We start from the raw sequence: 24,955 nt of genomic DNA on the forward strand, positions 1-24,955 counted from the left end.
GCTGAGGCTCAGCCGTCGTGTACGACCCGGTTACGCCCTTGTTGTTTGGCCAGGTAGAGGCGTCGATCGGCCTCGGCGAACAGCAGGCTTTCGTTGTCGTGATCCGGCACCACTGCCGCGATCCCCACGCTAAGCGTCACCACGCCGTAAGGTGATTCTTCGTGCGCCAGGCCGAGCCGGTGCACCGTTTTCTGGATGGACTGGCCCACCAGCGTCGCGCCGTCCATGCCGGTGGCCGGCAGCAACACGACAAATTCCTCGCCACCGTATCGGGCGGCCAGGTCCGAATCACGGCTGGCATGTTGCTTCAGCACCTGCGCGGCGCGTTTGAGGCAGCCGTCGCCCGCCTGATGCCCGTAGTGGTCGTTGTAGAACTTGAAGTAGTCGATGTCACACACCAGCATCGCCAGAGGCTCGCCGTGGCGTCGGGCGCGCGCCCACTCCCGTGCCAGGGTCTCGTCGAGCATGCGGCGATTGGCGAGATCCGTGAGGGCGTCGGTGCGCGCCGTGACTGCGGATTCCTCGTAGCGGCTGAGCCAGTGATCTTCCACGGTATCGGAGTGCTCGGTGATGGTCTTCACCAGCAGCTCCAGATCCTGGCTCTTGCGTGAGATGGCCTCCACCAGTTCGCGCAGTTTCTTTTCGGTACAGCGGCGCTCGCGCAGCTCAGTCTGTAGCTGGCGATTGGCCAGACCCAGCTGTTCCTCGATGGCGTCGCCGTGCTCGATGGCGGTGGAGAGGGCAATCTCCAGGTCGTCCCGTTCCTGGCGCAGCTCGGCGACCACGCGCCGGAGATCGTCCGGGGACAGGTCACCATCACCTTGTTGCAACTGGGTATGGCTCATCGTCGGGTGCCTTCCGTGTGTGACCGGCAGGCGCTTCCGGGCGCCGAACGATCGCCGCCTGCCGAGCAGTGGCCTGGCCTGGCTGCGTACATGCAATCATTGTATGGCGCCAACGTACCGGAACCTGGTGGCGCTGACAACGATCGATCATCCGGGGTGGGCGTGTAAGCGGCTGCTTGTCTGGTAAACTGTAGGTCCTGGCGCGCGTGTAGCCCCATCCTTACGAAACGAGGGCGTCATGAACATCATTTTCGTGTCCATCCCCATCAGCCTTCTTCTTCTGGGAATCGGCGTTGCCGTTTTCTTCTGGGCCGTGCGCAGCGGTCAGTTCGATGATCTCGACACGCCGGCGTATTCCATACTCATGGATGACCAAGACAAACCCCGCAAGCGTTCTGACAAGTCATCCGACGGCCCCGGTCAGGGCGCAGAGCGTGACGGCGATACCTGAACCGGTCCACGGGTCACAGCGACGGCGATCTCGTTGAGGCGGAAAGGGGCCAACGTCGAAATTCTGCGGCGGCCTGCCACTGATTGATCCTGATCAATAACGCTGCCCCTGCGGGTTGCCAGACTGGTCGGCCAGAATGGTGCTCATGGCGGAGGAGCAGTGATGGATCAGGATTTGGAGGAACGCAGGCGGAGCCTCGAGCAGCGCAGGGACGAGCTGTCGGAGCGGCTGCAACGCATCAAGATGGACTACGGCCGGGGCCTGGAACGTGACTTGGAGGAGCAGGCCCTCCAGCTCGAGAACGCCGAAGTGCTGCACGAGATCTCCAGAGTCACTGCTGAGGAGCTGGCAACCATCGAGGCGGCGATCCGGCGGATCGAAGAGGCCATGGGCCGGCAGAAGCCGGTCCGGAGATCATAGGGGTATTATAGCTCCGGACGTGCCCGCGACGAGCCGCTGGCGTCGCGGCCACGTTCACCCGACGCAAGTCCGGCGGATTCCTCCACCTCGTCCGGGGAGAGCTGATCAACGTCACCCCAGGGCGGTGGGCCTTGCGGTCGCCATTCCATGACGTGCTCGGTCAGGTCGGCCCCGCCAAAGGCGATGGCGCCGGAACTGATGTCAGGGACTTTCGGTGGGTGTGTGACCAGCAATAGTGCGGTGGCCATGCTCAGCAGCACGAGGCCGAATCGCGGATCTGTCCCGGCGGTTTCGTTCGCGTACACAGCACCACCTCTCCCGTTAACCAGTCCCCATAGCATACACCCGCAGTCCTTCGATCGTGTACCCCGGTTGTGGCCCCCGGCGTTATGAGCAACACGCCCCTCTCCCTGGAGGTCAGGCAGATCGCAGGCAGTGATTGTACAAAAAAGTTTGCAAGAGTTGTTCATTGGCGCATGCTGGACCGATATAGGGGCGAGGGTCCAGCGTATGAACGCTTATGAATGCCGATTGACAGAGGCCGGCATCGAACTGGTCCGCACGCTGACCGGCTTCAGCATCGAAGAGTCTTATATCGGCCGCGTTTTCGGTGCCAACGAGGCGATGGCGCGTCAGGATGCTGCTACCTCCATTGCCGTCATGGTGCGCGAAGCGCTGACGGAACAGCGACTTCCGGATGTCCGTCTGCGTACGGCGCTCATGGACCCGGCTTACATATCGTGTCTGCTCCCGGGGAATCAGGCGGACGTCGGCTGACCTGCATCAAACCCGGTTGTCTTGAGTGGCCTGGCCGCGGCAGTTGCGGGCAAGGATCGCGATACCGTGCGGCCGGGTATTGCAGGCACGATTGTGCGTCTACGGCTGAGCGTCGGGCAGGATGGTATCGGGAGAGAAGGCGTAGCAGAGTTGCTGGGCTTCACCGCGCCTCAGTTGCTGGCCAGTTACCCGGCAGATCCCGGTGGCACCCTGGTAATCATCACGGTGGTTGCAGTCCTCGCATACACCGAATGTCGGTTCGCCGCACTGCGTGTCCACCTGGGCGGTGATCCGGCGCATGGCGTCCTCCAGAGCCTGGCGCTGGCCGGCGGGCAGGGTGTCGATGGCCCGTACCAATGCCTCGGCCGGGTCCTCGGCGAGTACCCGTTCTCCCTCGGTGGTAATGCGGAGTTCCGCGCGCCGGCCATCCTCGGCGCTGCGCTGGCGCTGCAGATAGCCCCGTTGCACCAGGGACTTGACCGTCTGTGAGGCGGTGCCCCGCGTCGTTCCATGGAAGCTTGCAAACGCTGACGGTGTGCGCGACATGGTGTTGGCCCGGGCGAAGAAGCGCAGGGCCGCCCATTGGGCAGCGGAGAGGGACGGCGCCCGGTGACTGCCGGCGGCGACGTTGGCCGCGTGCATGATCAGATCCGCTGCAAGTTCGGAAGTCGGCTTACTCATGGTCCTATGATAGCGAAACACTACCGATTTGAAATCACCCGATCCCTCTGATAATTTCGATACGAAATCAATACGCCGAGGTCCAGGTCAATGAACGAACACGGACTCTCCGCGGCAACCACCGACCACCAGGTCGTCCTGCCGTTCGATAACTCCTATGCGCGGCTGCCGGAGCGGTTCTTCGCACGCTGTAACCCGGCCGCCCCGGCGGCTCCGGCAACGGTGCAGTTCAATCGGGCCCTGGCGACGGAACTGGGCCTGCCGGAGCTGGGGCGCGGCCAGGTGGCAGAGGTTTTCAGCGGGCGGCAGGTGCCGCACGACGCCGAGCCCATCGCGCTGGCGTATGCCGGTCACCAGTTCGGTCATCTGGTTCCACAGCTAGGGGATGGTCGTGCTGTGCTGCTGGGGGAAGTGGTCGGCCGTGACGGGGTTCGGCGCGACGTGCAGTTGAAGGGCGCCGGGGCGACGCCGTTCTCCCGCGCTGGCGACGGTCGTTGCCCCCTGGGCCCCGCAATGCGCGAATACCTGGTCAGTGAGGCCATGTACGCCATGGGCGTGCCCACCAGCCGCTCCCTGGCGTTGGTCACCACCGGCGAGCGGGTGCTGCGTGAGACGCATCTGCCCGGTGCGGTGCTCACACGCGTCGCCCGGGGGCATGTGCGCGTGGGCACCTTCGAGTATTTCGCCGTGCGTGGTGATGTGGAAGCGCTGCGCGTTCTGGCGGATTACGTGATACAGCGGCACGGGCTGGCGCAGGGATACGACGAGAACCCCTACCTGGAGCTTCTGCGGGAGGTGGTTCGCCGCCAGGCGGACCTCATCGCCCGGTGGATGAACCTGGGGTTCGTCCACGGTGTGATGAATACCGACAACACCACCCTGGTCGGCGAAACTCTGGACTACGGCCCCTGCGCGTTCCTGGACCACTACGATCCCGGTGCCCGCTTCAGTTTCGTCGACCAGGGCGGCCGGTACCGGTACGAGAACCAGCCGGCAGTGGCCCACTGGAACCTGATGCGCCTGGCGGAGACACTGCTCCCGCTCATCGATACCGACCAGGACGCGGCCATCGAGCAGGCACAGGACGCAGTGGGTTCATTCAAGGCGCTCTACGAACGCAATCGCCTGCAGGGCATGCGCCGCAAGCTGGGCCTGTTCCGGGAGGACCAGGAGGATGCCGCGCTGGTGGAGGAGCTGCTGGCACTCCTGGAGCGTCAGCAGGTGGACTTTACCCGGTTCTTCCGGCGCCTGGGCGACATCGCCGGGGAGCCCAACGCGGATGCTTCGGTGCGCGCACTGTTTACGGATCCGGGTGACTGGGAGCCGTGGTCGCAGCGATGGCGTGCCCGCCTGCAGCGCGACGACGGGCACAGCATGGAGCGCATGGGCGCCATGCACCGGGTCAATCCGGCCGTGATTCCGCGCAACCATAGCGTCAATGCGGCCATTCGGGCCGCGGAACAGCACGGCGATCTGCAGCCGTTCCAGCAGCTTCTGGCCCGAGTGACCCAGCCATTCGCCAACCATCCGGACGATGCGGACGGAGCGCGTCCGCCCGAGCCGAAAGAGCGGGTTCTGCGGACGTTCTGTGGGACTTGATCGCCGTTTACCTGCTTGAGACAGAGGCAATGGACCATGACACACGCTAGTCAAGCGATGCCGGCCGCGTTGCCCGGGGCCCCGAACGAGGCGGATATGGCCGATCTGATCGAAGACATGCGCGCGGAGCGGGACCGGATCATCCGGTTGCTCGACCTGCAGCTGGCCTCCCGCCCCGGGGCGTCGGAATGGCGGGACGGGCTGCATGAGCTCGAGCGTATCGTCGAGCTGCAGCTTGCCCGAGAGGATGATCTCCTGCTGGCCGAGCGGTGCGGGCGCGTCGACCAGCGGCCGGCCGCTGATCCCTGCGTCCGGGTGGCCCGGCTCCGCGGCACCCTGCCCACGCTATTCAACGAGGCGCGGGCCGCGCATCCGGACACGGCGTTCATGGGGTACCTGCGTCTTTCGGCAACGCTGCGCCGGTGGGCCGGATGCCTGGAACGCGGGATTTAGGGAAGCGCTGATCTAATGCCTTCTCAGCGCCCAAAACTGGTTGCCGAAGACGGATATCGGCCGGAACCGAGGCCATTTCGGCCTGATTTCACCTATCGAGGCGGTCTTCCCGCCTCGATTTCCGCCCTCAGGACGGAGTCCTCCCTTGGAGCGCCGGCATTCGTCGCTGCGCGAGCACCAGATTCGCAAGACCGAACAGCGCAAAGAGCTGCGCTTCGTTCTTGGCAATGCCGCGATAGCGCACCTTGCGATGCCCGAAGAGGTTCTTGACCACATGGAAAGCATGCTCGCCACGCGCCCGTACTTTCGCCTTGGCCTGCTCAGTGGCGTCCCGCAGCCGGTCGAGACTGCTGGTGGTGAGTGCTCGGCGCTGACCGCGCTTCATGGCAATGTGCCAGTCAACCTCAGTGCCCACGGTCTCGGCGCGCTTGTCCGCGCCCTGGTAGCCCGAGTCGCCGAAGACATCGGCTTCATCACCGTGGAGCAGGTGATGCGTCTGGGTGACGTCGGCCACGTTGGCCGCCGTGCTCTTCAACGAGTGAACGAGACCAGTGTGGGCATCGCTGCCCACATGCGCCTTCATGCCAAAGTAGTACTGGTTGCCCTTCTTGGTCTGGTGCATCTCCGGATCCCGGGCGCTGTCCCGGTTCTTCGTCGATGGCGGCGCGGCAATCAGCGTGGCATCAACAATGGTGCCCTCGCGCAGCATCAGGCCCTGTTCGGCAAGGTGCGCGTTGATGGCTTCGAAGATGGTGCGGGTGAGCCCGTGGCGCTCCAACAGACGCCGGAACTTGAGCAGCGTGGTCGCATCCGGGGCGTCCTCTCGGGCCAGGTCGATACCAACAAACTGCCGGATCGCCTGGCTGTCGTAGATGGCGTCCTCGATGCCTTCGTCCGAGAGCCCGAAGCACTGCTGCGCGATGTACATCCGCAGCATCCGCTCCAGGCCAATCGGCGGTCGACCGCGCTTGCCGCCCTTCGGGTAGAAGGCTTCGAGCTCGGCAACCAGCGCCGCCCACGGTACGACGGCGTCGATGCCGTTGAGGAATCGCTCCCGGCGGGTGACCTTCTTCTTCCCGGCGTACTCAAGATCAGAGAAGCTTCGCTGCATCGGTCTCGGACTCGCTGCTGTGCACCAGGGCTTAGTATCTCAACTCAGGCCTGCACGCGGAACGGCAGCAGGCGAATAAATCAGCGTTTCCTTAGGTTTTATTCGCTGATGGCGTGTTCTTCCAGCACGGACCGCTCGATGACGGCCAGCGTCTCCTCATGGGTGGCATCCAGGTCCACTGGCGGAGCGACCCCCGCCTTGTAGGCCTCCAGCCAGCGCGCAGCACACAGGCACCACCGGTCACCGGGTTGCAGCCCCGGGAACGCCGCCCCCGGGAAGGCCCGGGTGAGATCGTTGCCGCGGTTTTTCGAGAACTCCAGGAACTCTGCCGTGACCCGGGCGCAGACCGTGTGCATGCCGGCATCCTCATGGCCGGTGTTGCAACAGCCGTCGCGGAAAAACCCGGTCATGGGGGATGTCCCGCAAACTTGCAATGGTTTCCCCCGGATGTTGGTTGCGGCGAACTTCTTCATCAGGATCTCCAAAGGGTTGCGACCGGGATCAGGTCGTCCCGGTGAATCAGAACAGGGTGCCCTGACGGTGGTCCCGGGGAGTCCGGCGCCGACCGCCGGAGGAGCGTCGACGGCTGCCGTGGGCCTGCTGGATGGCATCGGCCTCCCGGTTGGCCGCCGGGTCGCGCCGGATGGCCCGGAACCGCTCCCGGGCGTGGCGGGCGGCCTGCTTGTGGTCCACCACGCGGTCCGGGTAATCGTGGCCGATCCGGCAACCCGTCGCGCGTTGCAGCGGGGTGGGCATGCACCAGGGCTCGTGGATCCAGCGATCCGGCACCTGGGCCAGTTCCGGCAGCCAGTGCCGGATGAAGGCGCCGGCCGGATCCTGTTCCTGGCTCTGCTTGACAGGATTGTAGATGCGCAAGGTGTTGATGCCCGTGGTTCCCGACTGCATCTGCATCTGGCAGTAGTGGATGCCCGCCTCGTAGTCCGTGAACTGCCGGGCAAGAAAGGGTGCGGTGCGCTTCCAGTCCAGCCACAGATGGTAGCTGGCAAACGACACCACCATGGCACGCATGCGGAAATTCAGCCATCCCCGGGCATTCAGCTGCCGCATGCAGGCATCCACCAGGGGGAAGCCGGTTGCACCGCGACACCAGGCTGCGAACAGGGCTGCATCGAACTCGCTCTCGCGCAGTCCATCGCAGGCGCGCTGCATGTTCTGATGCTCGAAGCGTGGTTCCGATTCCAGTTTCTGCATGAAGTGGCAGTGCCAGTGCAGCCGTTCCTCGAACCGCTTCAGCGAGCGCAGCCACTGGCCGCGCGCCGGTGTGCGCGCCTGCTCCTTCAGCGCTGCGCGGCGTGTCCGGGTGGCATGGACCACCTCACGGAGGCTGAGTGTTCCGTGCGCCAGGTGCGGGCTCAACCTGGAGCTGGCCAGCCACGCCGATCCCGGGCTGGAGATCCCGGCGGAATAGTCTTCCGCGCGGCGTCCCAGGAAGCCGTCGAGCACGGCCTGCGCCATGCGCCGCCCGCCCGGCTGTACCAGTACTCCGCAGGCCTCCGTGGCAAGCTCGGGAGTCGGCCATTCGGGAATGGACCCTGCATCCAGGCGGGGTAGCGGTGTAATCGCCTGCGGGGCAGGGCAGCGCGCCGCGCCCATCAGAGTCTCCCACTGACGCACCCATCCATCCCGGGACCGCAGTGCCCGAACGACGCCGTGCTGGCGGTATTCAACCCAGGGGATGCCGGCTGCGCGCAGGTAGGCACGAACCCGTTGGTCACGGGCGTACGTCCAGCCGTTCCCCGTTTCCTGGTGGGAGTGCACGGACGAGATCGTGTAGCGCTGCCGCAGGGCATCAAGGACTGCGCAGATGTCGCCATGGCGGACCACGAGTGGCTGCCCGAGGGAGGCCAGCGCAGCGCGCAGGTCGTCGAGGCCCATGCGCACGAACTGCCATTGCCGACCGGACGCGTCGGCTTGACGCCACAGGTCCGGTTCCACCACATACAGCGGCAGCACTGGCCCGCGCCGGGCTGCTTCGGTGAGCGGCGCATGATCCTGGATGCGCAGGTCACGCTTGAACCAGACCAGTTGAACCCGGGTGACCACGGCGTCTCCAATTGAATGGTAGTCATAAAAACGTAGATGTATTGTATCGCTACGGTAAAATAAACTGAGCCTCCATGCACTGACCAACCCGGAGCCCCCATGACTGAACTCACCCGAGAGCCCGGCCGGTCCGAGCAATGGGCCCCGTCACGCCGGGCCGCGCTGGCGCAGCTGGAAGCGTTCCTGCCCCGTGCGGGTCAGCATTACAAGCGAGAACGCAACGCCGATCCCGGGCCGAGGTGCCGGGATGGCGTCTCCCAGCTGTCCCCGTGGCTTCGCCATCGCCTGTTACTGGAGTCCGAGGTGGTGGAGGCGGTACTCGATCGACATGGGTTTCGTGCAGCCGAGAAGTTCCTTCAAGAGGTGTGCTGGCGTACCTACTGGAAGGGCTGGCTTGAGCGCCGCCCGGATATCTGGGCGCGTTACCGGCACCAGGTGCACGAGGAGCGGGCGCGGCTCGACCGAGAGCCAGACCTGGCCGAGCGCTACACGCAGGCCGTGAGCGCCCGTACGGGAATCGACTGCATGGATGCGTGGGCGCGGGAACTGGTGACCCTGGGGTATCTGCATAATCATGCCCGCATGTGGTTCGCAAGCATCTGGGTGTTCACTCTCCGGCTCCCGTGGGCTCTGGGGGCGGATTTCTTCCTTCGCCATCTGCTGGACGGTGACCCGGCGTCCAACACCCTGTCCTGGCGATGGGTTGCAGGGCTCCAGACCCCGGGGAAGACCTATCTTGCCCGGGCCGATAATATCCGGCGGCATACGTCCGGGCGATTCCATCCCGCAGAGGAGCAACTGGCTGCCCATGCCGAGCCCGTGGGGACAGCGGATCTGCCCGAGGACCGCGGCGTGCCGGCGTCGCACGAGATGCCTGCGGATCCGGCGGCGATCCTGTTGCACGACGACGACCTGAGGTTGCCCGAGCCGATCACTGGCCATCTGCAGACACAGGGGCTGGCTGCGCTTACTGTGGCAGATGCACGCTCGCCCGGGGCGGTGAATGAGCAGGTGCAGCGTTTCGCCGAAGTTGCGTGTCGGGATGGGCTGGAACGGGCTGCCGACCAGCTGCGCGAGCCGGATCCAATGCTCTTGCACGGAAGTTCGGGAGTTGATGCCGTCGTGCGATGGGCTCGCGGCACGGGAGCGGGCGCCGTCGTCACCCCCTGGCCGCCCTGCGGACCGGTGAGCGAGCTGCTCGACCAGGCGGACCCCGTGCTGGCCGCAGCGGGGATCCGGCTCCATCGCTTGCAGCGCCACTGGGATCGGGCTTGCTGGCCTCACGCGACCAGGGGGTTTTTCGCCTTCTGGAAACCGGTTTCTCACCGGCTGCGAGCGGGCGAGTTGTCTTCAGGGGAATAGAGTCCATGTCGGCGGGTGTCGGTCAACTGTCGGCGAGGCCGTGGGACCGGTAGACCCGTACGCCGGCCAGCAGCCCTCCCGCGCCGACGATCAACATTACGGCGGGCGCCATGTACGAGCCGCGCGCCTCGTCCGCCATTGTCTCGATCTCGGCGAGTTCCTGGCGTCGTTCGGCGGTATCCTCGTCCTGACCGTTGGCCATCTCGGCCGAGTGCGTGACGGCCTCCCGCGCCTCTTCGACTTCGGCTGCAACCGCGGCGTTGTGCTGATATGTGGCGATCAGCAGCATGACCGCCAGCGCCAGCAGGAGCACGCCACTGCCCATGAGCAGGTAGCTGAGTGTTGTCTTGAGTGTGGACGTCATCGGCTTCCTCGGGTTGGTTGTCGCAAAACAAAGTGGGGAAGGTGGTTGCGCAGGTTGATCCGGCGGTCCGCCCGCTCCGCATCGTGGCGCTCCGGCAATCGTACTTGCAAGCCGATCGCTCCGCCCCTCCCGAGCCCGCGACGCTTCCCTGCCATTGCTTGCCCACGTATTCTGCGGACACGTACAACCGACACGCGGGGAGACCATGGTCGCTTTCCAGAAGATCCTGATCGCCAACCGCGGCGAGATCGCCATCCGGGTGATGCGCGCGGCCAACGAGCTGGGCAAGCGTACGGTGGCCATCTACGCCCAGGAGGACAAGCTCGGCCTGCACCGCTTCAAGGCGGACGAGGCCTACCAGGTCGGTGAGGGCATGGGCCCGGTGGAGGCGTATCTCTCCATCGACGAGGTGATCCGTGTGGCGAAGATGGCCGGTGCCGATGCCGTCCATCCCGGTTACGGGTTGCTGTCGGAGAACCCCGAGCTGGTGGATGCCTGTGAAGCGGCCGGCATCACCTTCATCGGGCCACGCGCGGACACCATGCGTGCCCTGGGGGACAAGGCCAGTGCCCGCCGGGTGGCCATTGAAGCCGGTGTGCCCGTGATTCCCGCCTCCGAGGTGCTGGGCGATGACGTCGCCGAAGCGCGCCGCTGGGCCGACGAGATCGGCTATCCCATGATGCTCAAGGCCTCCTGGGGCGGGGGCGGGCGTGGCATGCGCCCCATCCGCGAGTCCGATGAACTGGAGGCCAAGGTCCTGGAGGGGCGGCGGGAGGCCGAAGCCGCCTTCGGCAGTGGCGAGGGGTATCTCGAGAAGATGATCGAGCGCGCCCGCCACGTGGAGGTCCAGGTCCTTGGAGACAACCACGGCGGCCTCTACCACCTGTTCGAGCGGGACTGCACCGTGCAGCGCCGCAACCAGAAGGTGGTGGAGCGCGCCCCGGCGCCCTATCTCACCGAGGCCCAGCGCGTGGAGGTCTGCGATCTGGGGCTCAAGGTGGCGCGCCACGTGGGCTACCAGAACGCGGGCACCGTCGAGTTCCTCATGGACATGGATACCGGCGCGTTCTACTTCATCGAGGTGAACCCGCGCATCCAGGTGGAACACACCGTGACCGAGGAGGTAACGGGCGTCGATCTGGTCAAGGCGCAGATCCGCATCGCCGAGGGCGAGCACCTGGCCGCGGCCACCGGCAAGGCGGACCAGGGGGCGATCCAGCTCCGTGGCCACGCCATGCAGTGCCGCGTGACCACAGAGGATCCCCAGAACAACTTCATCCCCGACTACGGCCGTCTCACCGCCTACCGCTCCGCCACCGGCATGGGCATCCGGCTGGACGGCGGCACCGCCTACGCCGGGGGCATCATCACCCGCTATTACGATTCGCTGCTGGTGAAGGTCACCGCCTGGGCGCCGACGCCGGAAGAGGCCATCGCGCGCATGGACCGCGCCCTGCGGGAGTTCCGGATCCGCGGGGTGTCCACCAACATCCCGTTCGTGGAGAACCTGCTCAAACACCCCACGTTCCTGGACAATACCTACACCACGCGTTTCATCGACACCAAGCCGGAGCTGTTCAGCTTCCACAAGCGCCGGGACCGGGCCACGCGGCTGCTCACCTACCTGGCGGATATCACCGTGAACGGCCACCCGGAGACCCTGGGGCGTCCGCACCCGGCGGCGGGCCTGCCCGTCCCGGTGCCTCCCGCGTCCACGGCGGAACCAGCCCCCGGCACCCGCAACCTGCTGGAGGAAAAAGGCCCCCAGGCGGTGGCGGACTGGCTGGCCGGCCGCAAGGAGCTGCTGCTCACCGACACCACCATGCGCGATGGCCACCAGTCACTGCTGGCCACCCGCATGCGCACCCTGGACATGGCGCGGGTCGCGCCGGCGTACGCGGCCAACCTGCCGCAGCTCTTCAGCGTGGAGTGCTGGGGCGGGGCCACCTTCGATGTCGCCTACCGGTTCCTTCAGGAGTGCCCCTGGCAACGCCTGCGGCTGATCCGCGAAGCCATGCCGAACATCATGACCCAGATGCTGCTGCGCGGCTCCAACGGCGTGGGCTACACCAACTACCCGGACAACGTCGTGCGCGCCTTTGTGCACCAGGCGGCCGACACTGGCGTGGACGTCTTCCGCGTGTTCGACAGCCTCAACTGGGTGGAGAACATGCGCGTGTCCATGGATGCCGTGCTGGAGTCGGGCAAGGTGTGCGAGGGCACCCTGTGCTACACCGGTGACATCCTCGACCCCGGCCGGCCCAAGTACGATCTCAAGTACTACGTGGAACTGGGCAAGGCGCTCCGTGATGCCGGCGCCCACATCCTCGGCGTCAAGGACATGGCCGGCCTGCTGAAACCCGCCGCCGCGCGGGTGCTGTTCCGGGCGCTCAAGGAGGAGGTGGGGCTGCCCATCCACTTCCACACCCACGACACCGGCGGCATCGCCGGCGCCACCATACTGGCGGCGGCCGATGCCGGGGTGGACGCGGCGGACGTGGCCATGGACGCTTTCTCCGGCAACACTTCCCAGCCCGCCTTCGGCTCCATCGTCGAGGCCCTTCGCCACACGGAGCGGGACACCGGCCTGGACGTGGGCGCCGTGCGCGCCATCTCCAACTACTGGGAACGGGTGCGGGCCCATTACGCTGCCTTCGAGACCGGTCAGCAGGCGCCGTCTTCGGAGGTGTACCTGCACGAGATGCCCGGCGGGCAGTTCACCAATCTCAAGGCGCAGGCGCGTTCCCTGGGGCTCGAGGAGCGCTGGCACGAAGTGGCCCAGGCCTATGCCGACGCCAACCAGATGTTCGGCGACATCGTGAAGGTGACGCCGTCCTCGAAGGTGGTGGGCGACATGGCGCTGATGATGGTCAGCCAGGGGCTCACCCGCGAGCAGATCGAGGATCCGGCGGTGGAGGTGAGTTTCCCGGACTCGGTCATCGACATGCTGCGCGGCAACCTCGGGCACCCGCCCGACGGCTGGCCGGAAGGCATCCAGAAGAAGGTGCTCAAGGGCGAGCAGCCCCTGCAGGAGCGCCCCGGGAAGTATCTGGAACCGGTGGACCTGGAAGCCGCCCGTCAGCAGGTCAGCAATGAACTGGACGGCGCCACCATCGACGACGAGGACCTCAACGGCTACCTCATGTACCCGAAGGTGTTCACCGAGTACATGCGCCGGCGCGAGCGCTACGGGCCCGTCCGCACTCTGCCCACGCGCAACTTCTTCTACGGCATGGAGCCGGGCGAGGAGATCAGCGTCGAGATCGACGCGGGCAAGACCCTGGAGATCCGGCTGATGACCGTGAGCGAGCCGGGCGACGACGGTGACGTGCGCGTGTTCTTCGAGCTCAACGGCCAGCCTCGTACGGTACGGGTTGCAGACAATCACGCCAAGGCGAACGTCGTCCAGGCCCCCAAGGCGGAGCAGGGCAATCGCGCCCACGTGGGCGCGCCCACACCCGGCGTGGTGGTGGCCGTTGCCGCGGTGCCGGGTCAGGCGGTCAAGGCCGGGGAGCTGCTGCTCACCATCGAGGCCATGAAGATGGAGATGGGCGTGCACGCGGAACGCGAGGGGGTGGTCAAGGCCGTCCACGTCCAGCCCGGCAGCCAGATCGAGGCGAAGGACCTGCTGGTGGAGTTCGAGGCCTAGCAGGGCCGGCGTCAGACGAGCCACTGCCCCGACCGACGGCAACGCCGCTGCGACACCGTCAGCGGTCAGACGGGCTGGGTGGTCGCCGCTTTCAAGACCTGATTGGTCCGGTGAATCCGGTAGATGGTGATCATGTTCGTGATCAGCACCAGCGCTTCTGCCAGTGCACCACCCACCGCACCGATCAGGATATGACTGGCCATCCAGGCCATCGCCGCCAGGCCGAGGAACAGGCGCATGGGGATGCCTCGCAGCATGAACATCCCCACGGTCCCCAACACCATGGCAACCAAGGCGGGGAGATCCGCCCAGCCCTGCCAGGTCAGTGCGGCCGCCACCGCACTGGCGGCGAGCATGCCCATCATGATCCTAGTGTTGCGGGGATAGCGCCGCGCGAGCTCGATGCGAGCGATGACCAGAACCGTGAGCGCCGCCGCAGTCCAGCTCTGGAAGAACAGAAACTGCAGTGCGAAAGCCATGTTCGCCGAGATGAGCAGCAGCATCAGTCGCTCGTCGCCCTTGTTGGCGAAGGACACGATGCATAGCGCCAGTGCCACCAGCCCGAAGAGTTGTCCGGCAAGTGCGGCGGGGTCTCCCAGCATCGACTGGCCCTGTTTGCTCGCTGCAAGTAACAAAAAAGGGCCTACGGGAATCCCGTAAGCCCTTGATTTTTCTGGTAGGCGCGAGTGGACTCGAACCACCGACCCCCACCATGTCAACGCATGTCTGGCCGTTGAACACTGTCACCCACACCGTGAGTAACTCTTTTCAATCAAGGGCTTTTCAGCGCCGGAATATTCGACATGCAGTCGCGTGATTCGGCGTGATGCAGGGCCAGTGTCCCGATATTCGCTGCTCCTCGCAAGGCCCTGACAATACGCGCCCCACGACATTGGTTGTTGCCGGGCCGTGCGGCATGCTTCGTGGAAATTCAGAGGAGTGGAACGCGATGCACAAGCTACTTACACCAAGAGAGGTGGCCGACGAACTGCGGGTCAGCGAGCGCATGGTGCGCAGCATGATGTCGCGCCGAGAACTTGCCCACGTATGGATTGGCGGCAAGAGACATGTGCTCCGGGAAGACCTTGATGCCTATATCGAGAGTCAGCGCGTGGGGGTGATAGAGCGCGCGGGAAACGCGGACACCGAATTCGCTCCGAGCGCGAAAGAACGGCTTCGCGCGAGGCTTCACGGCGCGAATGAATAACCGGGGATTCCTCTTCACGACGCACTGGCTATCGTCTTGTGGCCTATGGTTTGAGGCGGAACGGATCCGGTTCCCACACTCGCTGCGCGCAACGGTGGCAGACTGGGACGGCAATTGGCCAACTCTGAGGTCTGTCCCACCCCTGACTACCAGCAGATTTCCAGACCGAAGGGCTATTCATCCTTTCGGTCCACGACTATGAATGGAGAGTCCCGCAAAGGACCCTGATCGGTCATTGCCCCGGTAACGATCAGGGCCCGCTCTTGGCCGCAGATTGCAATCGAGGCTCGCCACCCAGCCGTGAGGACGCGGCATACGAGCGGCTGCCGCCGAGGGAGAAGCCGAGGAGTTCAGCCTCTGTCTGGTCCATCTCTAGCACGACGGGCTTGCGCTCTGGGTCTTACTGGACCATCGTTCAAGGACACCCCAAAAGAACCAAGGGGGTGCAAGAGGTGAGAATCTTGGTGGTCGTCTCATGATGGGTGCTGTTGGAGATGCGGGTGGCAGGTGAAGCAGGTGCGTGCCATCACCGATATCTACCACGTTGAAGTGGAAATGTGATGTGTAGCCGTTTTGTCAGGGTCTGAGCGTGGCGCGTTAAGACCGAAAAACAAATAACAAGAGGCAAGCCATGCGTTCTACTTTCCTCGGAATTCTGCTGCTTATATTTTCAATGCCGGCGACCACTGACAACCTTGGTCGTCATGCCGGGGGGTACTTTGGGGGTGGTGGGCTTATATGGTCGTACGTTGACGAATCTGTTGAAGGAAGTGCGGAAGGTTTAGGCGGCCAACTTCGTGGCGGATACCGCTTTAACCCCTTCTTCGGCTTTGAAACTCGGTTTAGCGCGGGAGGTTCCGGAACACTTGAAGGGATAGAGGTTCAGCTAAACCGGGCCCTACAGTTCCTGGCAACGTTGTCAATCCCCGCATCCGAGCGTCTTCGTTTCGGCGGATACGCTGGGCTTTCGGCGGGCGAACTAGAATTTAGCTCCTCTGGCTTCACTGGCAGAGAGGCAGACACAGGTGTGTCTTTCGGCTCATTTTTCGAATACGGCGACCCAGATGGCTGGGCGTTCTACGGAGATCTTGGGATACTACAATGGGGCAGCGTTCAAGGGACAGGATACATGGTTGCTGGCCTATCTGTTGGAGCTCTATACCGCTTTTAACTGTTCAAGAGTTAAGAGGATGGCGTCGGATCACAATCAACAAAAAATGGCAGAAAGTCATGGGCGCGATTATTGCCTTAACCATGAGCGTGGCTACCCTACCTCGCGGACATATCGCGCTGCTGATATCGGGTTTTATGCGTGGGCGGCTGACGAGAGACCCATGCTCGATGCGCCCGAAGACTAGGGTCGGTCCACGTCGTCTTGAACCCGTGAGTCAGCCACGCATTGCTCAGTCGCTACACACCTGACGCGAAAGTACGCCACCACCTCGCTATCGCCTGGCAGGCGGGGAGCTCTTAGTCTGGTATCGACTCCAACTGGAAGACGCTTGCCAAAGAGACCTTGCCCTCGTGGTGAGGCTGTATGTCAGGCGCAGGCGCAATTGGAGAGACGGAGTCTCATGGCGACAAGGGAAACGTGTGCTCGTAACGTAGCGCCTGATTGGCCCCAAATAATGGAGTCCGACACAAAATGTCGCAGCTCAAGGTAACCTCTGAGCGTCACAGTGATGAGCCAGTATACGATGATCGTCTCTCGTGGAAACGCCGAGGGACTCGACGCACTCATCCAACCTCTTACGGCTGAAAATTGCAGTATTTTGAAAGACCGTGAAGTGGCTAACGAACATAATCTCGACCCTAACACGTGTCTGGCATCCGCGGAGCAACAGCCCCCTGAGGCCGCGGGCATCATGGAGTTCATGATAGACAAGATCGAGGAGTTCGAGACATAACCGGCAACATACCCTACAGAGTAAGAGAACTCACGCGTCGCAGACGCCCACAATCCCCAACGATCGAGAGCGGAACAATGACTAAAGAAGACAAAGCAAACCGAGCGCTGAAGTTACTGGAGGACTTCAACCGCAAGGAACGCTATCACCTGCTTCGCGATGCGGTGTCAGGCGAAGCCTTCCGGCTCACGTCCAAGTTTCGGAAGAGGCTCAACACCGCACTCAGCAATCATTTTACCGACGGGCAGCAAGCGATCCAGATCCCAGACCGTGACGACGTCTTTGTTGCAATGGACTACCACCTGGACTGGATCGCCGCGGCGCTCATCCTGACGGAAAAAGGCGATGATCAGAAAGTGGGCGAGTTGAAGACACCGCAATCCAAGGAACAAACCGAACCTTTTAGGCACCGCCTTTCCGAGCAACGCGAAAGCGAGGACAAACGGCGCACGGCTGTCATTACGGGCAATCAAGAGGATACGGACCTGCTGATCGCATTCGTGGAGCGCGAAACCGGCGTCTTGTGCCTGATTCTCGTCGAGGCAAAAGTGGAGTCGGGCTGGGACGGCGCCCAGATACGGAGCAAGGGCCGCCGACTGTGGGACATTTTCGGTAACGCGGGAGACGCCTTCGACTTTGTCCGGCCCCAACTTGTGCTTGCCGGCCCCGGGGCGCAGAATCAGGAGCCTCGGTTTCAGCAGCTTGAGGACTGCCCGGCCTTTTTCTTTCAACCGGCAACCATCAAGCCGGGTGACACCAAGGTCGATCAGAAGTGCCCATCGCGTCTCTGTCGAATGAACCTTGTCGCTCATCATGCGCTCTACCAGCCTTCCCGCGTAGGTAAGAAAGACAAAGAGGGGAAATGGTACGTGAAAAGGTCGTTCACCCCAGAGACTGACCCGCCGAGCGACGGGGAATAGGCAGTCTCGATGGTCCAGGTACGCAACTACCGACTGTCCAAGTCCCGTTTCATCGCCGGCCTGCAATGCACGCTCCGGCTTTGGAACAGCATCCATCGCCCAAAGCTGGCGTCAAAGCCCGATGAGCGACAGCAAGCGATCTTTGATACCGGCCATGCGATCGGGGAATTGGCGAGAGAGCGTTATCCAGGCGGTGCGCTGATCGAAGCCGATCATCGCCAGACAGATACCGCACTCGTGCAGACTGACTCGCTCATGCGCAAGCACGAGCTGCCGGCGCTGTTTGAACCAGCGATCCAGCACAACAACGTCCTCACCCGGGTGGATGTGCTCGCCAGAGCGGGAGAGCAGTGGGACCTCGTTGAGGTGAAGGCATCCACGCGGGCCAAAGAGGTCTTTCAATTCGACGTTGCCGTGCAGTACTGGATCCTCAAGGGCGCGGGCATTCCGGTGCGTACCGCCGGCCTGCTCCTGCTCAACCGCGACTACGTTTACCCGGGCGGTGCCTACGATCTGGGTGAGTTGTTCCAATTTGAGGACCTGACTGAGTTCTGCCAGAACGAATTCGACGCCGTGGAGAGATGGATCGACCATTTCCACCACATCGCAAGCAGCTCCACTGCCCCAGACGTAGACATTGGACCCCACTGCCACACGCCCTACACCTGTCCTTTTTGGGCCCACTGCAGCCAAGGCAAGCGAACACCCGATAACCCGATTGATCTTCTGCCTAATCTTCGAGACGGATTGCGGGAGGCGCTGCTCGAGCGAGGCGTCGAATCCATTGAGGCGATACCGGACGATGTTCGGTTGTCGGAGATCCAGGAGCGTGTTCGACAAGCCACCGTCGAGGGTAAGCCCTGGCTCAGCCCCAAACTCCTTGCGGCACTGGAGAACGTGGAGTGGCCGCTGCATTTCCTCGACTTCGAAGCGGCCATGGTTGCGCTCCCCATGTACACAGGCATGCGGCCGTTTGATGCATTGCCGTTTCAGTTCTCATGCCACACCCAGAGAGCACCAGGCGAGGCGCCAATCCATCAGGAATTCCTAGCCACTGCCCCATCAGCGGACCCTCGCCAAGAACTCGCCGAGCACCTCATCCAAACGCTTGGACAGAACGGCTCGATCGTCGTCTATTCGGGTTACGAGGGCCGAACCATTCGGGAACTGGCAAAGGCTCTCTCCCAACTCGCGCCGACGCTACTCTCACTACAACCGCGAATCGTTGATCTGTTAGCGATACTGCGACGGCACTACTACCACCCAGGGTTCCGAGGCTCGTACTCCATTAAGCAGGTGCTGCCAACGCTGGTTCCGGAGATGTCCTACGCCGGGATGGCGATCGCAGATGGCGAGGCTGCGGGCCGGGGCTGGTTACAAATGCTCGCAAGCAAGGATCCGACCGAGCGTGATCGCCTGGAATCCTCGCTGCGCGCCTACTGCCAACAGGACAGCCTCGCCATGTTCCACCTGCGAGAAGCACTCTTGCGCGAAGCGACCGCATGACGATCCAACGACCCGTAAAACCGTTCCTGAACTGTTCTGTTGCCAGCACGGCCAATCGATGCGCCGGCAATCGCTGCAACCAGGATGCCTACCTCATCCAGGACGCCGTCTTTCAGGGAGAACATGAGCAACAGTTCGTTTTGGAGAATCCAACCGATGCGTTGTTCGCGGTGAGTGACGGAGTTCGCACGGCACCCTGTGCCGCTCGAGCAAGCCACAAACTGCTGACCTTACTCGCAAGCATCCATCGACTAGAGCCCTCGAAACACCCCGGCCGCAAGCTCCGGGCACTGCATGAGCAATTCATTGACGGAATCAACGCGCAGAAGCGTTGCTACGGCATGTCAGCGACGCTGATCGCCGCCGAGGTCACGTGCGGCGTCATGACCCTCTACCATGTAGGTGACTCGCGGGGGTGGCTCATCCGTGATGGGGAAATCCAACGGCTCACTACGGATCATACGATTCTTGCTCGAATGATAGAGGAGCATGAGATTCTGCCGGAGGAGGCCGAGGGTTTGGCCACCCTATACGATGGTCTTGATCGCTGCTTCGTTGCCGACTCCAGTGAGGAAAAGCCCCAGCACGACCTGACCACGCTGGAATTGAGGGACGGCGATGAGGTGGTCCTCACGTCGGATGGGGTCGAGGCGATACCAGATAGCTGGATATCAGCCGGCACAAGTTGTCAGTCGAGCCGCCGGGCGCAGCAACTGATCACAAAGGCCATCGAGACAGGGAGTGACGACAACATCACAGTGATCGCGATTCAATACCGTGAGTCACCTGTTCCGTGACCCAATAAAACTTGGCAGTGGGTCGCCTTCTGAGAATACCGGCGGCAGCCGACAAGACCTGTCCGCGTAATCCGTGAAGCAGTTGCCAAAAGGCCGAATCCGGGGAGGCGTATTCACCGCCACTGATGTGCGCGAGGTAAGGCCCTGCCGAAGCGGACGCCCCTTTATCGCAGGCGAGGGTCCGCTCTGGGGCGCGTCGAGACGTTGAGTCCGCGGGCTCCCATCAAGAGGAGTCTATATGGGCGAACATGAGCGGGAACGTCCAGTGTGGGATATGGCAATGGATGTGTCCGAGGACTGGCAACGGACCCAAAGGTTCTTGAGCAATCCTCATTAAATACGTGAAATACGTGGCCAGCGCATGTCTCGGGACGGACACGGCGGCTCCGATCATCGGTTTTGAAAGCTCAAGCGGAAGGGCTTATTCGTTTACGGAGCGCGCGGTTCCCTGCGCGGAGCGATGCAGTCGCCGTTGTGGCCGGGAGAAATTCCATCAGGATTCATGGCTGATATTATGCCAGCCCGAAGTACGGCGTCTCAGCCGGCAGTCCGTAAGCGCCAGCGAATCGGCACCTATTCCCTGGTCTGAGTACTGGTCACACTGGTTCCATCCCGTTGACCACTGGAGGAAATCGGTATGACCAGCGCCGAGCTGCATCATTACTGGCGACAGACGCTGGATGCGTGGACGGCCTCCGGGTTGTCCGGCGCGGCGTTCTGCAAGCAACACTCACTCACCTACCACCAGTTTGTCTACTGGCGGCGAAAGCTCCGTGGCCCGGGCGAGTCGCCTTCGCGGGCCGGCTTTGCCAGGGTGGCGCCGGTGGCACACGATGACGCCGCGGATGGGCTGACCGTCTCGTTGCCCGGCGGTGTGTCGATCACCGGCCTGCACGCGGGCAACATCGAGTTGCTGGGCGCGGTGCTGAGGCAGTTGTGATGCGCAACCGGTCTCTGCGCCCGTCCCGGCAGTTGCCGGAGATTTACCTGTACCGGGCCCCGGTGGATTTCCGCAAACAGGCCCATGGTCTCGCGCTGATCGTCGAGCAGGAGCTCGGGCACAGCCCCTTCACCGGGGCGCTGTACGCCTTCACCAACCGCCAGCGCAACAAGATCAAGTGTCTGATGTGGGAAGACAACGGCTTCGTGCTCTACTACAAGGCCCTGGCCGAGGAGCGGTTCAAGTGGCCGGCCCCGGGCGATGAGTTGATGAGCCTGAGCGGGGAGCAGATCAACTGGCTGCTCGACGGCTACGACATCACGCTGCTGCGGGGGCACAAAAAGCTGCATTACGAGGCGCTTGGGTAGGCGTTTTTGCGTGCGCCAGGGCGCTGTTTTTGGTATGATTTCGTAATGAAATCAACGCCCGATAACGCCCCTCCGGCTCCCGATCTCAGCGGCCTCTCCGCCGCTGAGATGATGGCCGTTATCGGTGACCTTCAGCAACAACTGGCCTCGAAAGAGCAGGCCATCCGGCAACGCGATACGCGCATTGATCTGCTCGAAGAACTGCTGCGCCTGAAGACCCTCCAGAAGTTCGCCGCCAGTAGCGAGAAGCATCAAAACCAGATCACGCTGTTCGACGAGGCGGAGGTGGAAGCCGAGATCGATGCCTTGCGCGAGGCACTCCCGGACGACGCTGAACCCGACCCGGATGAGACGCCGCGCACCTCGGGCAAGCGGCGTGAGCGGGGCTTCTCGGACACGCTGGCGCGCAGGCGCGTTGAGCTCACGCTCAGCGACGAGGAGAAAGCCGGTGCCAGCAAGACCTTCTTCACCAAGGTCAAGGAGGAGCTTGAGTTCATCCCCGCTCAGTTGAGCGTGCTGGAGTACTGGCAGGAGAAGGCCGTGTTCGAGCACGACGACGGGGAGGAGTCCCTAGTGGCGGCGCCCCGGCCGGTCCACCCGCTGGGCAAATGCATTGCCACCACCGCGCTGCTCGCCTACATCATCACCTCGAAGTACGCCGACGGTCTGCCGCTGTACCGACTGGAGAACATGCTGGCGCGGCTCGGGCATTCGGTCAGTCGCACCAGCATGGCGCACTGGATCATCCGCCTGGATGCGGTGTTCAGCCCGCTGATCAACCTCATGCGCGAGGCGCAGAACACCAGCGACTACCTCCAGGCCGATGAGACCCGCATGCAGGTCCTCAAGGAGGACGGCAAGGTCGCCCAGTCCGACAAATGGATCTGGGTGACCCGGGGTGGGCCACCTGGCCGGCCAACGGTGCTGTTCGCGTACGACCCCTCACGTGCGGGGAGCGTGCCCGTGCGCCTGCTCGATGACTTCAGCGGCATCCTGCAGGCCGATGGCTACTCCGGCTACGGCCAGGTGTGTCGGGACAACGCCATCACCCGGATCGGGTGCTGGGATCATGCCCGTCGCAAGTTTGTCGAGGCCTCCAAGGCGGCGCCGCCCAAGAAGAAGGGCAAAGGCAAACGCCAGAGCGCCAAGGCGGATGTGGCGCTGGGGGCGATCCAAGAGCTCTACGCCATTGAGCGCCGAATCAAGGATCTCGGCGATGATGAGCGCTATCGCATCCGCCAGGCCGAGAGCCTGCCCCGGCTCCAGGCGTTGAAAACCTGGCTGGAAGACAACGCCGGCAAGGTCGTGAAGGGCTCACTGACCCGCAAGGCGATGGACTACACCCTGAACCAGTGGGACACCCTGGTGGGCTACTGCGAGCGTGGGGATCTACAGATCAGTAACGCCCTGGCCGAGAACGCCATCCGCCCGTTCGCGCTCGGTCGCAAGGCATGGCTGTTCGCCGATACCACCCAGGGCGCACGCGCCAGCGCGAGCTGCTACTCACTAATCGAGACCGCCAAGGCCAATGGCCTGGACCCCTCGGCCTACATCCACCATGTGCTCACGCACATCGGCGAGGCGGACACCGTCGAGAAGCTCGAAGCGCTACTGCCCTGGAATACGGGCCTGGAGCCGGCTCCGAAAAAGAGCTGACGACCGCCTGCGGGGCAAGTGGGTCGATTTACGGGCGCTTACGGCAGTCCCGGACAACGTCCCAGAATCACTCGGAGGCCATATTGAGCAAGTCCCTCGCGAACCGGGTTCAGCGCGTCAAACCCTCACCCACCCTCGCCGTGACGGCCAGGGCCGCGGAAATGCGCGCGGCCGGTCACGACATCATCGGCCTGGGCGCCGGGGAGCCTGATTTCGACACGCCGGAGCATATCAAAGAGGCTGCCATCGAGGCGATTCGCGCCGGCAAGACCAAGTATACGCCCGTGGACGGTACGCCCGAGCTCAAACAGGCGATCCAGCAGAAATTCGCCAACCAGAACGGGCTGGACTACGAACTGAACCAGATCCTGGTCTCTGCCGGCGCCAAGCACAGCATCTACAACGTGATGCAGGCGGTGCTGAACCCGGACGACGAGGTGGTGATCCCGATCCCTTACTGGGTGTCGTACCCGGACATGGCTCTGCTGGCGGACGCCGTTCCGGAAAGAATTCAGGCTACCAAGGAACAGCGTTTCAAGATTACACCGGAGCAACTGGCAGCCACACTCACTAGTAAGACCCGGCTGGTGATCCTGAACAGCCCCTCCAACCCCACCGGCGTGGCCTACACCCGGGTGGAACTGGAGGCGCTGGGTAAAGTTCTCGAGGACTACCCGCGTGTACTCGTGCTCACGGACGACATTTACGAGCACATCCTCTGGGCGGACGAGCCGTTCACCAACATCGTCAACGCCTGTCCGTCGCTGAAGGACCGCACCATCGTCATCAACGGCGTCTCCAAGGGCTACTCCATGACCGGTTGGCGCATCGGCTACGCAGCCGGTCCGGCGGACGTCATCGGCGCCATGAAGAAGATCCAGTCCCAGAGCACGTCGAACCCCTGCTCCATCGCCCAGGCCGCCTCGGTGGCCGCGCTCACGGGCGACCAGGGCTGCATCGCGCCCATGCTCAAGGCGTTCAAGGAACGCCACGATTTCGTGGTCAAGGCCCTGAACGACATCAAGGGCATCGAGGCCATCGAGGGCGACGGCACCTTCTACACCTTCCCCAGTGTGCAGGGCGCCATCAAGAACCTTGGCGTGAGGAACGACATGGAGCTGGCCGAGCACCTGATCAATGAGGCCAACGTGGCGTTGGTTCCCGGCTCCGCCTTCGGCCTGGACGGCTATGCCCGCATCTCCTTCGCCACCAGCATGGAGAACCTGGAGAAGGCGATGGAGCGGCTGGCGAAAGCGCTGGGATAGGGTGCAAATTCCGCCGTGCCTCAGAGACGTGGACGTGTCTCTGAGGCCACTAGTTAATGACCTGGTCATGGGCACGAACTGTGTACCCATGACCGGTATTGTGGACTGAACGAAAGTTCCCGCCGGAGATCAGGGAAACCGCGCTCGGATCTACTGGCCGTCAGGCTTATTCGCATCCTGCCACGCGTTAACCGGGTACAGCCGTGTGCCCCCGCATACCGACTCGATGAGCTGTCGCCGAGCCCGAGAGATTTCCCGAGGGTTAGTCGGCTCCAGAATCGTGTTCTGAACGGTTGTGTACCCATTGAGGTTGGTCACGGGAAGGTCGAAGAGCTGACGGTCTTCTTCGCGCACAAGGTCCCGGTTCAGACCACGCAGGATTTTCTTCTCCTCTGACTTATCCCTCTCCATTATCTGCTCCATGAACTTACCGAGCACGAGTCTTCGCCTGTGAGTAACGCGATCTCGTTCCTTGCGCATCTCCTGTGACTTCTGCTGTTGCCGCTGCTTGAGTTGTTGCAGGTCCTTCTCCAGGTTTTCCAGCTTCTTGCTCATGGTATTGACCTCTTCTTGTGTCTGAACTGGCTACCTATGAGATCGCATTGGCGCTCCG

The 24,955-nt window shown here is 63.2% G+C and carries 25 protein-coding genes; 16 read left to right on the forward strand and 9 right to left on the reverse strand.

Features of this window, described 5'->3' with window-relative positions:
• Window positions 1-8: 8 nt before the first annotated feature.
• The gene (locus KU884_RS06995; RefSeq protein WP_167781986.1) at window positions 9-845 is read right to left on the reverse strand and encodes a GGDEF domain-containing protein; all 837 of its coding nucleotides are present in this window, start codon (window positions 843-845) and stop codon (window positions 9-11) included.
• A 238-nt stretch (window positions 846-1,083) separates the two neighbouring features.
• On the opposite strand from KU884_RS06995, the gene ccoS reads away from it, so the two are divergent.
• Entirely contained in the window at window positions 1,084-1,296 is a 213-nt protein-coding gene (ccoS, locus tag KU884_RS07000; protein ID WP_167781987.1) for a cbb3-type cytochrome oxidase assembly protein CcoS, read from the forward strand.
• Window positions 1,297-1,458: 162 nt separating this feature from the next.
• A complete protein-coding gene (locus KU884_RS07005; protein ID WP_167781988.1) occupies window positions 1,459-1,716 on the forward strand; it encodes a hypothetical protein in 258 nt (85 codons plus the stop codon).
• A 5-nt stretch (window positions 1,717-1,721) separates the two neighbouring features.
• Here the strand turns inward: KU884_RS07005 and KU884_RS07010 are convergent, their stop codons facing one another.
• On the reverse strand, window positions 1,722-2,021 hold the full coding sequence (locus KU884_RS07010; RefSeq protein WP_167781989.1) for a hypothetical protein: 300 nt from the start codon (window positions 2,019-2,021) through the stop codon (window positions 1,722-1,724).
• A gap of 205 nt (window positions 2,022-2,226) precedes the next feature.
• On the opposite strand from KU884_RS07010, the gene KU884_RS07015 reads away from it, so the two are divergent.
• Window positions 2,227-2,493, forward strand: a complete 267-nt coding sequence (locus KU884_RS07015; protein ID WP_167781990.1) for a hypothetical protein — start codon at window positions 2,227-2,229, stop codon at window positions 2,491-2,493.
• Window positions 2,494-2,592: 99 nt separating this feature from the next.
• On the opposite strand, the gene KU884_RS07020 is transcribed toward KU884_RS07015, so the two are convergent.
• Window positions 2,593-3,174: a MarR family winged helix-turn-helix transcriptional regulator gene (locus tag KU884_RS07020; protein WP_167781991.1), complete on the reverse strand. Its 582-nt coding sequence runs from the start codon at window positions 3,172-3,174 to the stop codon at window positions 2,593-2,595.
• A 90-nt stretch (window positions 3,175-3,264) separates the two neighbouring features.
• Here KU884_RS07020 and KU884_RS07025 point away from each other — a divergent pair, with 90 nt between their 5' ends.
• Window positions 3,265-4,773: a YdiU family protein gene (locus KU884_RS07025; RefSeq protein ID WP_167781992.1), complete on the forward strand. Its 1,509-nt coding sequence runs from the start codon at window positions 3,265-3,267 to the stop codon at window positions 4,771-4,773.
• A 96-nt stretch (window positions 4,774-4,869) separates the two neighbouring features.
• On the forward strand, window positions 4,870-5,226 hold the full coding sequence (locus tag KU884_RS07030) for a hypothetical protein (RefSeq protein WP_167781993.1): 357 nt from the start codon (window positions 4,870-4,872) through the stop codon (window positions 5,224-5,226).
• A gap of 127 nt (window positions 5,227-5,353) precedes the next feature.
• On the opposite strand, the gene KU884_RS07035 is transcribed toward KU884_RS07030, so the two are convergent.
• The 3 genes from KU884_RS07035 to KU884_RS07045 all read right to left on the reverse strand — a co-directional run bounded on the left by KU884_RS07035 (window position 5,354) and on the right by KU884_RS07045 (window position 8,401).
• A complete protein-coding gene (locus KU884_RS07035) occupies window positions 5,354-6,337 on the reverse strand; it encodes an IS5 family transposase (RefSeq protein WP_167781994.1) in 984 nt (327 codons plus the stop codon).
• A 98-nt stretch (window positions 6,338-6,435) separates the two neighbouring features.
• Window positions 6,436-6,810 (reverse strand): DUF2237 family protein, encoded by a 375-nt coding sequence (locus KU884_RS07040; protein ID WP_167781995.1) that lies wholly within the window; start codon window positions 6,808-6,810, stop codon window positions 6,436-6,438.
• Window positions 6,811-6,856: 46 nt separating this feature from the next.
• Window positions 6,857-8,401 (reverse strand): deoxyribodipyrimidine photo-lyase, encoded by a 1,545-nt coding sequence (locus tag KU884_RS07045; protein ID WP_167781996.1) that lies wholly within the window; start codon window positions 8,399-8,401, stop codon window positions 6,857-6,859.
• A gap of 99 nt (window positions 8,402-8,500) precedes the next feature.
• Between KU884_RS07045 and KU884_RS07050 the strand changes: the two genes are divergently transcribed.
• Window positions 8,501-9,763, forward strand: a complete 1,263-nt coding sequence (locus KU884_RS07050; RefSeq protein WP_167781997.1) for an FAD-binding domain-containing protein — start codon at window positions 8,501-8,503, stop codon at window positions 9,761-9,763.
• Between the two features lie 22 nt (window positions 9,764-9,785).
• On the opposite strand, the gene KU884_RS07055 is transcribed toward KU884_RS07050, so the two are convergent.
• Entirely contained in the window at window positions 9,786-10,127 is a 342-nt protein-coding gene (locus KU884_RS07055; RefSeq protein WP_167781998.1) for a hypothetical protein, read from the reverse strand.
• A 205-nt stretch (window positions 10,128-10,332) separates the two neighbouring features.
• Here KU884_RS07055 and pyc point away from each other — a divergent pair, with 205 nt between their 5' ends.
• Window positions 10,333-13,776 (forward strand): pyruvate carboxylase, encoded by a 3,444-nt coding sequence (gene pyc, locus KU884_RS07060; protein WP_167781999.1) that lies wholly within the window; start codon window positions 10,333-10,335, stop codon window positions 13,774-13,776.
• Window positions 13,777-13,841: 65 nt separating this feature from the next.
• Here the strand turns inward: pyc and KU884_RS07065 are convergent, their stop codons facing one another.
• The gene (locus tag KU884_RS07065) at window positions 13,842-14,378 is read right to left on the reverse strand and encodes a YgjV family protein (protein WP_167782000.1); all 537 of its coding nucleotides are present in this window, start codon (window positions 14,376-14,378) and stop codon (window positions 13,842-13,844) included.
• Window positions 14,379-14,725: 347 nt separating this feature from the next.
• On the opposite strand from KU884_RS07065, the gene KU884_RS07070 reads away from it, so the two are divergent.
• The 9 genes from KU884_RS07070 (at window position 14,726) to KU884_RS07110 (ending at window position 24,342) form a co-directional block, all read left to right on the forward strand.
• Entirely contained in the window at window positions 14,726-14,983 is a 258-nt protein-coding gene (locus tag KU884_RS07070; RefSeq protein WP_167782001.1) for a helix-turn-helix domain-containing protein, read from the forward strand.
• 673 nt (window positions 14,984-15,656) lie between these two features.
• The gene (locus KU884_RS19255; protein ID WP_371807960.1) at window positions 15,657-16,154 is read left to right on the forward strand and encodes an outer membrane beta-barrel protein; all 498 of its coding nucleotides are present in this window, start codon (window positions 15,657-15,659) and stop codon (window positions 16,152-16,154) included.
• 813 nt (window positions 16,155-16,967) lie between these two features.
• Window positions 16,968-17,810 (forward strand): hypothetical protein, encoded by an 843-nt coding sequence (locus KU884_RS07080; RefSeq protein ID WP_167782003.1) that lies wholly within the window; start codon window positions 16,968-16,970, stop codon window positions 17,808-17,810.
• A 9-nt stretch (window positions 17,811-17,819) separates the two neighbouring features.
• Entirely contained in the window at window positions 17,820-19,316 is a 1,497-nt protein-coding gene (locus KU884_RS07085; protein ID WP_167782004.1) for a DUF2779 domain-containing protein, read from the forward strand.
• On the forward strand, window positions 19,313-20,113 hold the full coding sequence (locus tag KU884_RS07090; RefSeq protein WP_167782005.1) for a PP2C family serine/threonine-protein phosphatase: 801 nt from the start codon (window positions 19,313-19,315) through the stop codon (window positions 20,111-20,113). Before KU884_RS07085 ends, KU884_RS07090 begins: the two co-directional genes overlap by 4 nt.
• Before the next feature lie 637 nt (window positions 20,114-20,750).
• On the forward strand, window positions 20,751-21,053 hold the full coding sequence (locus tag KU884_RS07095) for an IS66 family insertion sequence element accessory protein TnpB (RefSeq protein ID WP_167781898.1): 303 nt from the start codon (window positions 20,751-20,753) through the stop codon (window positions 21,051-21,053).
• Window positions 21,053-21,421 (forward strand): IS66 family insertion sequence element accessory protein TnpB, encoded by a 369-nt coding sequence (tnpB, locus tag KU884_RS07100; RefSeq protein WP_167781899.1) that lies wholly within the window; start codon window positions 21,053-21,055, stop codon window positions 21,419-21,421. The genes KU884_RS07095 and tnpB overlap by 1 nt, the downstream gene beginning before the upstream one ends.
• A 45-nt stretch (window positions 21,422-21,466) precedes the next feature.
• Entirely contained in the window at window positions 21,467-23,077 is a 1,611-nt protein-coding gene (locus KU884_RS07105; protein WP_167781900.1) for an IS66 family transposase, read from the forward strand.
• A gap of 83 nt (window positions 23,078-23,160) precedes the next feature.
• Window positions 23,161-24,342, forward strand: a complete 1,182-nt coding sequence (locus tag KU884_RS07110; RefSeq protein WP_167782006.1) for a pyridoxal phosphate-dependent aminotransferase — start codon at window positions 23,161-23,163, stop codon at window positions 24,340-24,342.
• Window positions 24,343-24,492: 150 nt separating this feature from the next.
• On the opposite strand, the gene KU884_RS07115 is transcribed toward KU884_RS07110, so the two are convergent.
• Entirely contained in the window at window positions 24,493-24,897 is a 405-nt protein-coding gene (locus KU884_RS07115; protein WP_167782007.1) for a hypothetical protein, read from the reverse strand.
• Window positions 24,898-24,955: the final 58 nt, after the last annotated feature.

The sequence above is a fragment of the Aquisalimonas sp. 2447 genome (assembly GCF_012044895.1).
Classification (GTDB): domain Bacteria; phylum Pseudomonadota; class Gammaproteobacteria; order Nitrococcales; family Aquisalimonadaceae; genus Aquisalimonas.

Excerpts from the sequence above, each read along its gene's own strand:
- KU884_RS07065 (WP_167782000.1), bottom strand. The coding sequence starts at position 14,378 with ATGCTGGGAGACCCCGCCGCACTTGCCGGACAACTCTTCGGGCTGGTG.
- KU884_RS07050 (WP_167781997.1), top strand. The coding sequence starts at position 8,501 with ATGACTGAACTCACCCGAGAGCCCGGCCGGTCCGAGCAATGGGCCCCG.
- KU884_RS07095 (WP_167781898.1), top strand. The coding sequence starts at position 20,751 with ATGACCAGCGCCGAGCTGCATCATTACTGGCGACAGACGCTGGATGCG.
- KU884_RS07080 (WP_167782003.1), top strand. The coding sequence starts at position 16,968 with ATGACTAAAGAAGACAAAGCAAACCGAGCGCTGAAGTTACTGGAGGAC.
- KU884_RS07105 (WP_167781900.1), top strand. The coding sequence starts at position 21,467 with ATGAAATCAACGCCCGATAACGCCCCTCCGGCTCCCGATCTCAGCGGC.
- KU884_RS07020 (WP_167781991.1), bottom strand. The coding sequence starts at position 3,174 with ATGAGTAAGCCGACTTCCGAACTTGCAGCGGATCTGATCATGCACGCG.
- KU884_RS07025 (WP_167781992.1), top strand. The coding sequence starts at position 3,265 with ATGAACGAACACGGACTCTCCGCGGCAACCACCGACCACCAGGTCGTC.
- ccoS (WP_167781987.1), top strand. The coding sequence starts at position 1,084 with ATGAACATCATTTTCGTGTCCATCCCCATCAGCCTTCTTCTTCTGGGA.
- KU884_RS06995 (WP_167781986.1), bottom strand. The coding sequence starts at position 845 with ATGAGCCATACCCAGTTGCAACAAGGTGATGGTGACCTGTCCCCGGAC.
- KU884_RS07055 (WP_167781998.1), bottom strand. The coding sequence starts at position 10,127 with ATGACGTCCACACTCAAGACAACACTCAGCTACCTGCTCATGGGCAGT.
- KU884_RS07090 (WP_167782005.1), top strand. The coding sequence starts at position 19,313 with ATGACGATCCAACGACCCGTAAAACCGTTCCTGAACTGTTCTGTTGCC.
- KU884_RS07035 (WP_167781994.1), bottom strand. The coding sequence starts at position 6,337 with ATGCAGCGAAGCTTCTCTGATCTTGAGTACGCCGGGAAGAAGAAGGTC.
- KU884_RS07070 (WP_167782001.1), top strand. The coding sequence starts at position 14,726 with ATGCACAAGCTACTTACACCAAGAGAGGTGGCCGACGAACTGCGGGTC.
- KU884_RS07040 (WP_167781995.1), bottom strand. The coding sequence starts at position 6,810 with ATGAAGAAGTTCGCCGCAACCAACATCCGGGGGAAACCATTGCAAGTT.
- KU884_RS07015 (WP_167781990.1), top strand. The coding sequence starts at position 2,227 with ATGAACGCTTATGAATGCCGATTGACAGAGGCCGGCATCGAACTGGTC.
- KU884_RS07030 (WP_167781993.1), top strand. The coding sequence starts at position 4,870 with ATGGCCGATCTGATCGAAGACATGCGCGCGGAGCGGGACCGGATCATC.
- KU884_RS07115 (WP_167782007.1), bottom strand. The coding sequence starts at position 24,897 with ATGAGCAAGAAGCTGGAAAACCTGGAGAAGGACCTGCAACAACTCAAG.
- pyc (WP_167781999.1), top strand. The coding sequence starts at position 10,333 with ATGGTCGCTTTCCAGAAGATCCTGATCGCCAACCGCGGCGAGATCGCC.
- tnpB (WP_167781899.1), top strand. The coding sequence starts at position 21,053 with ATGCGCAACCGGTCTCTGCGCCCGTCCCGGCAGTTGCCGGAGATTTAC.
- KU884_RS07005 (WP_167781988.1), top strand. The coding sequence starts at position 1,459 with ATGGATCAGGATTTGGAGGAACGCAGGCGGAGCCTCGAGCAGCGCAGG.
- KU884_RS19255 (WP_371807960.1), top strand. The coding sequence starts at position 15,657 with ATGCCGGCGACCACTGACAACCTTGGTCGTCATGCCGGGGGGTACTTT.
- KU884_RS07085 (WP_167782004.1), top strand. The coding sequence starts at position 17,820 with ATGGTCCAGGTACGCAACTACCGACTGTCCAAGTCCCGTTTCATCGCC.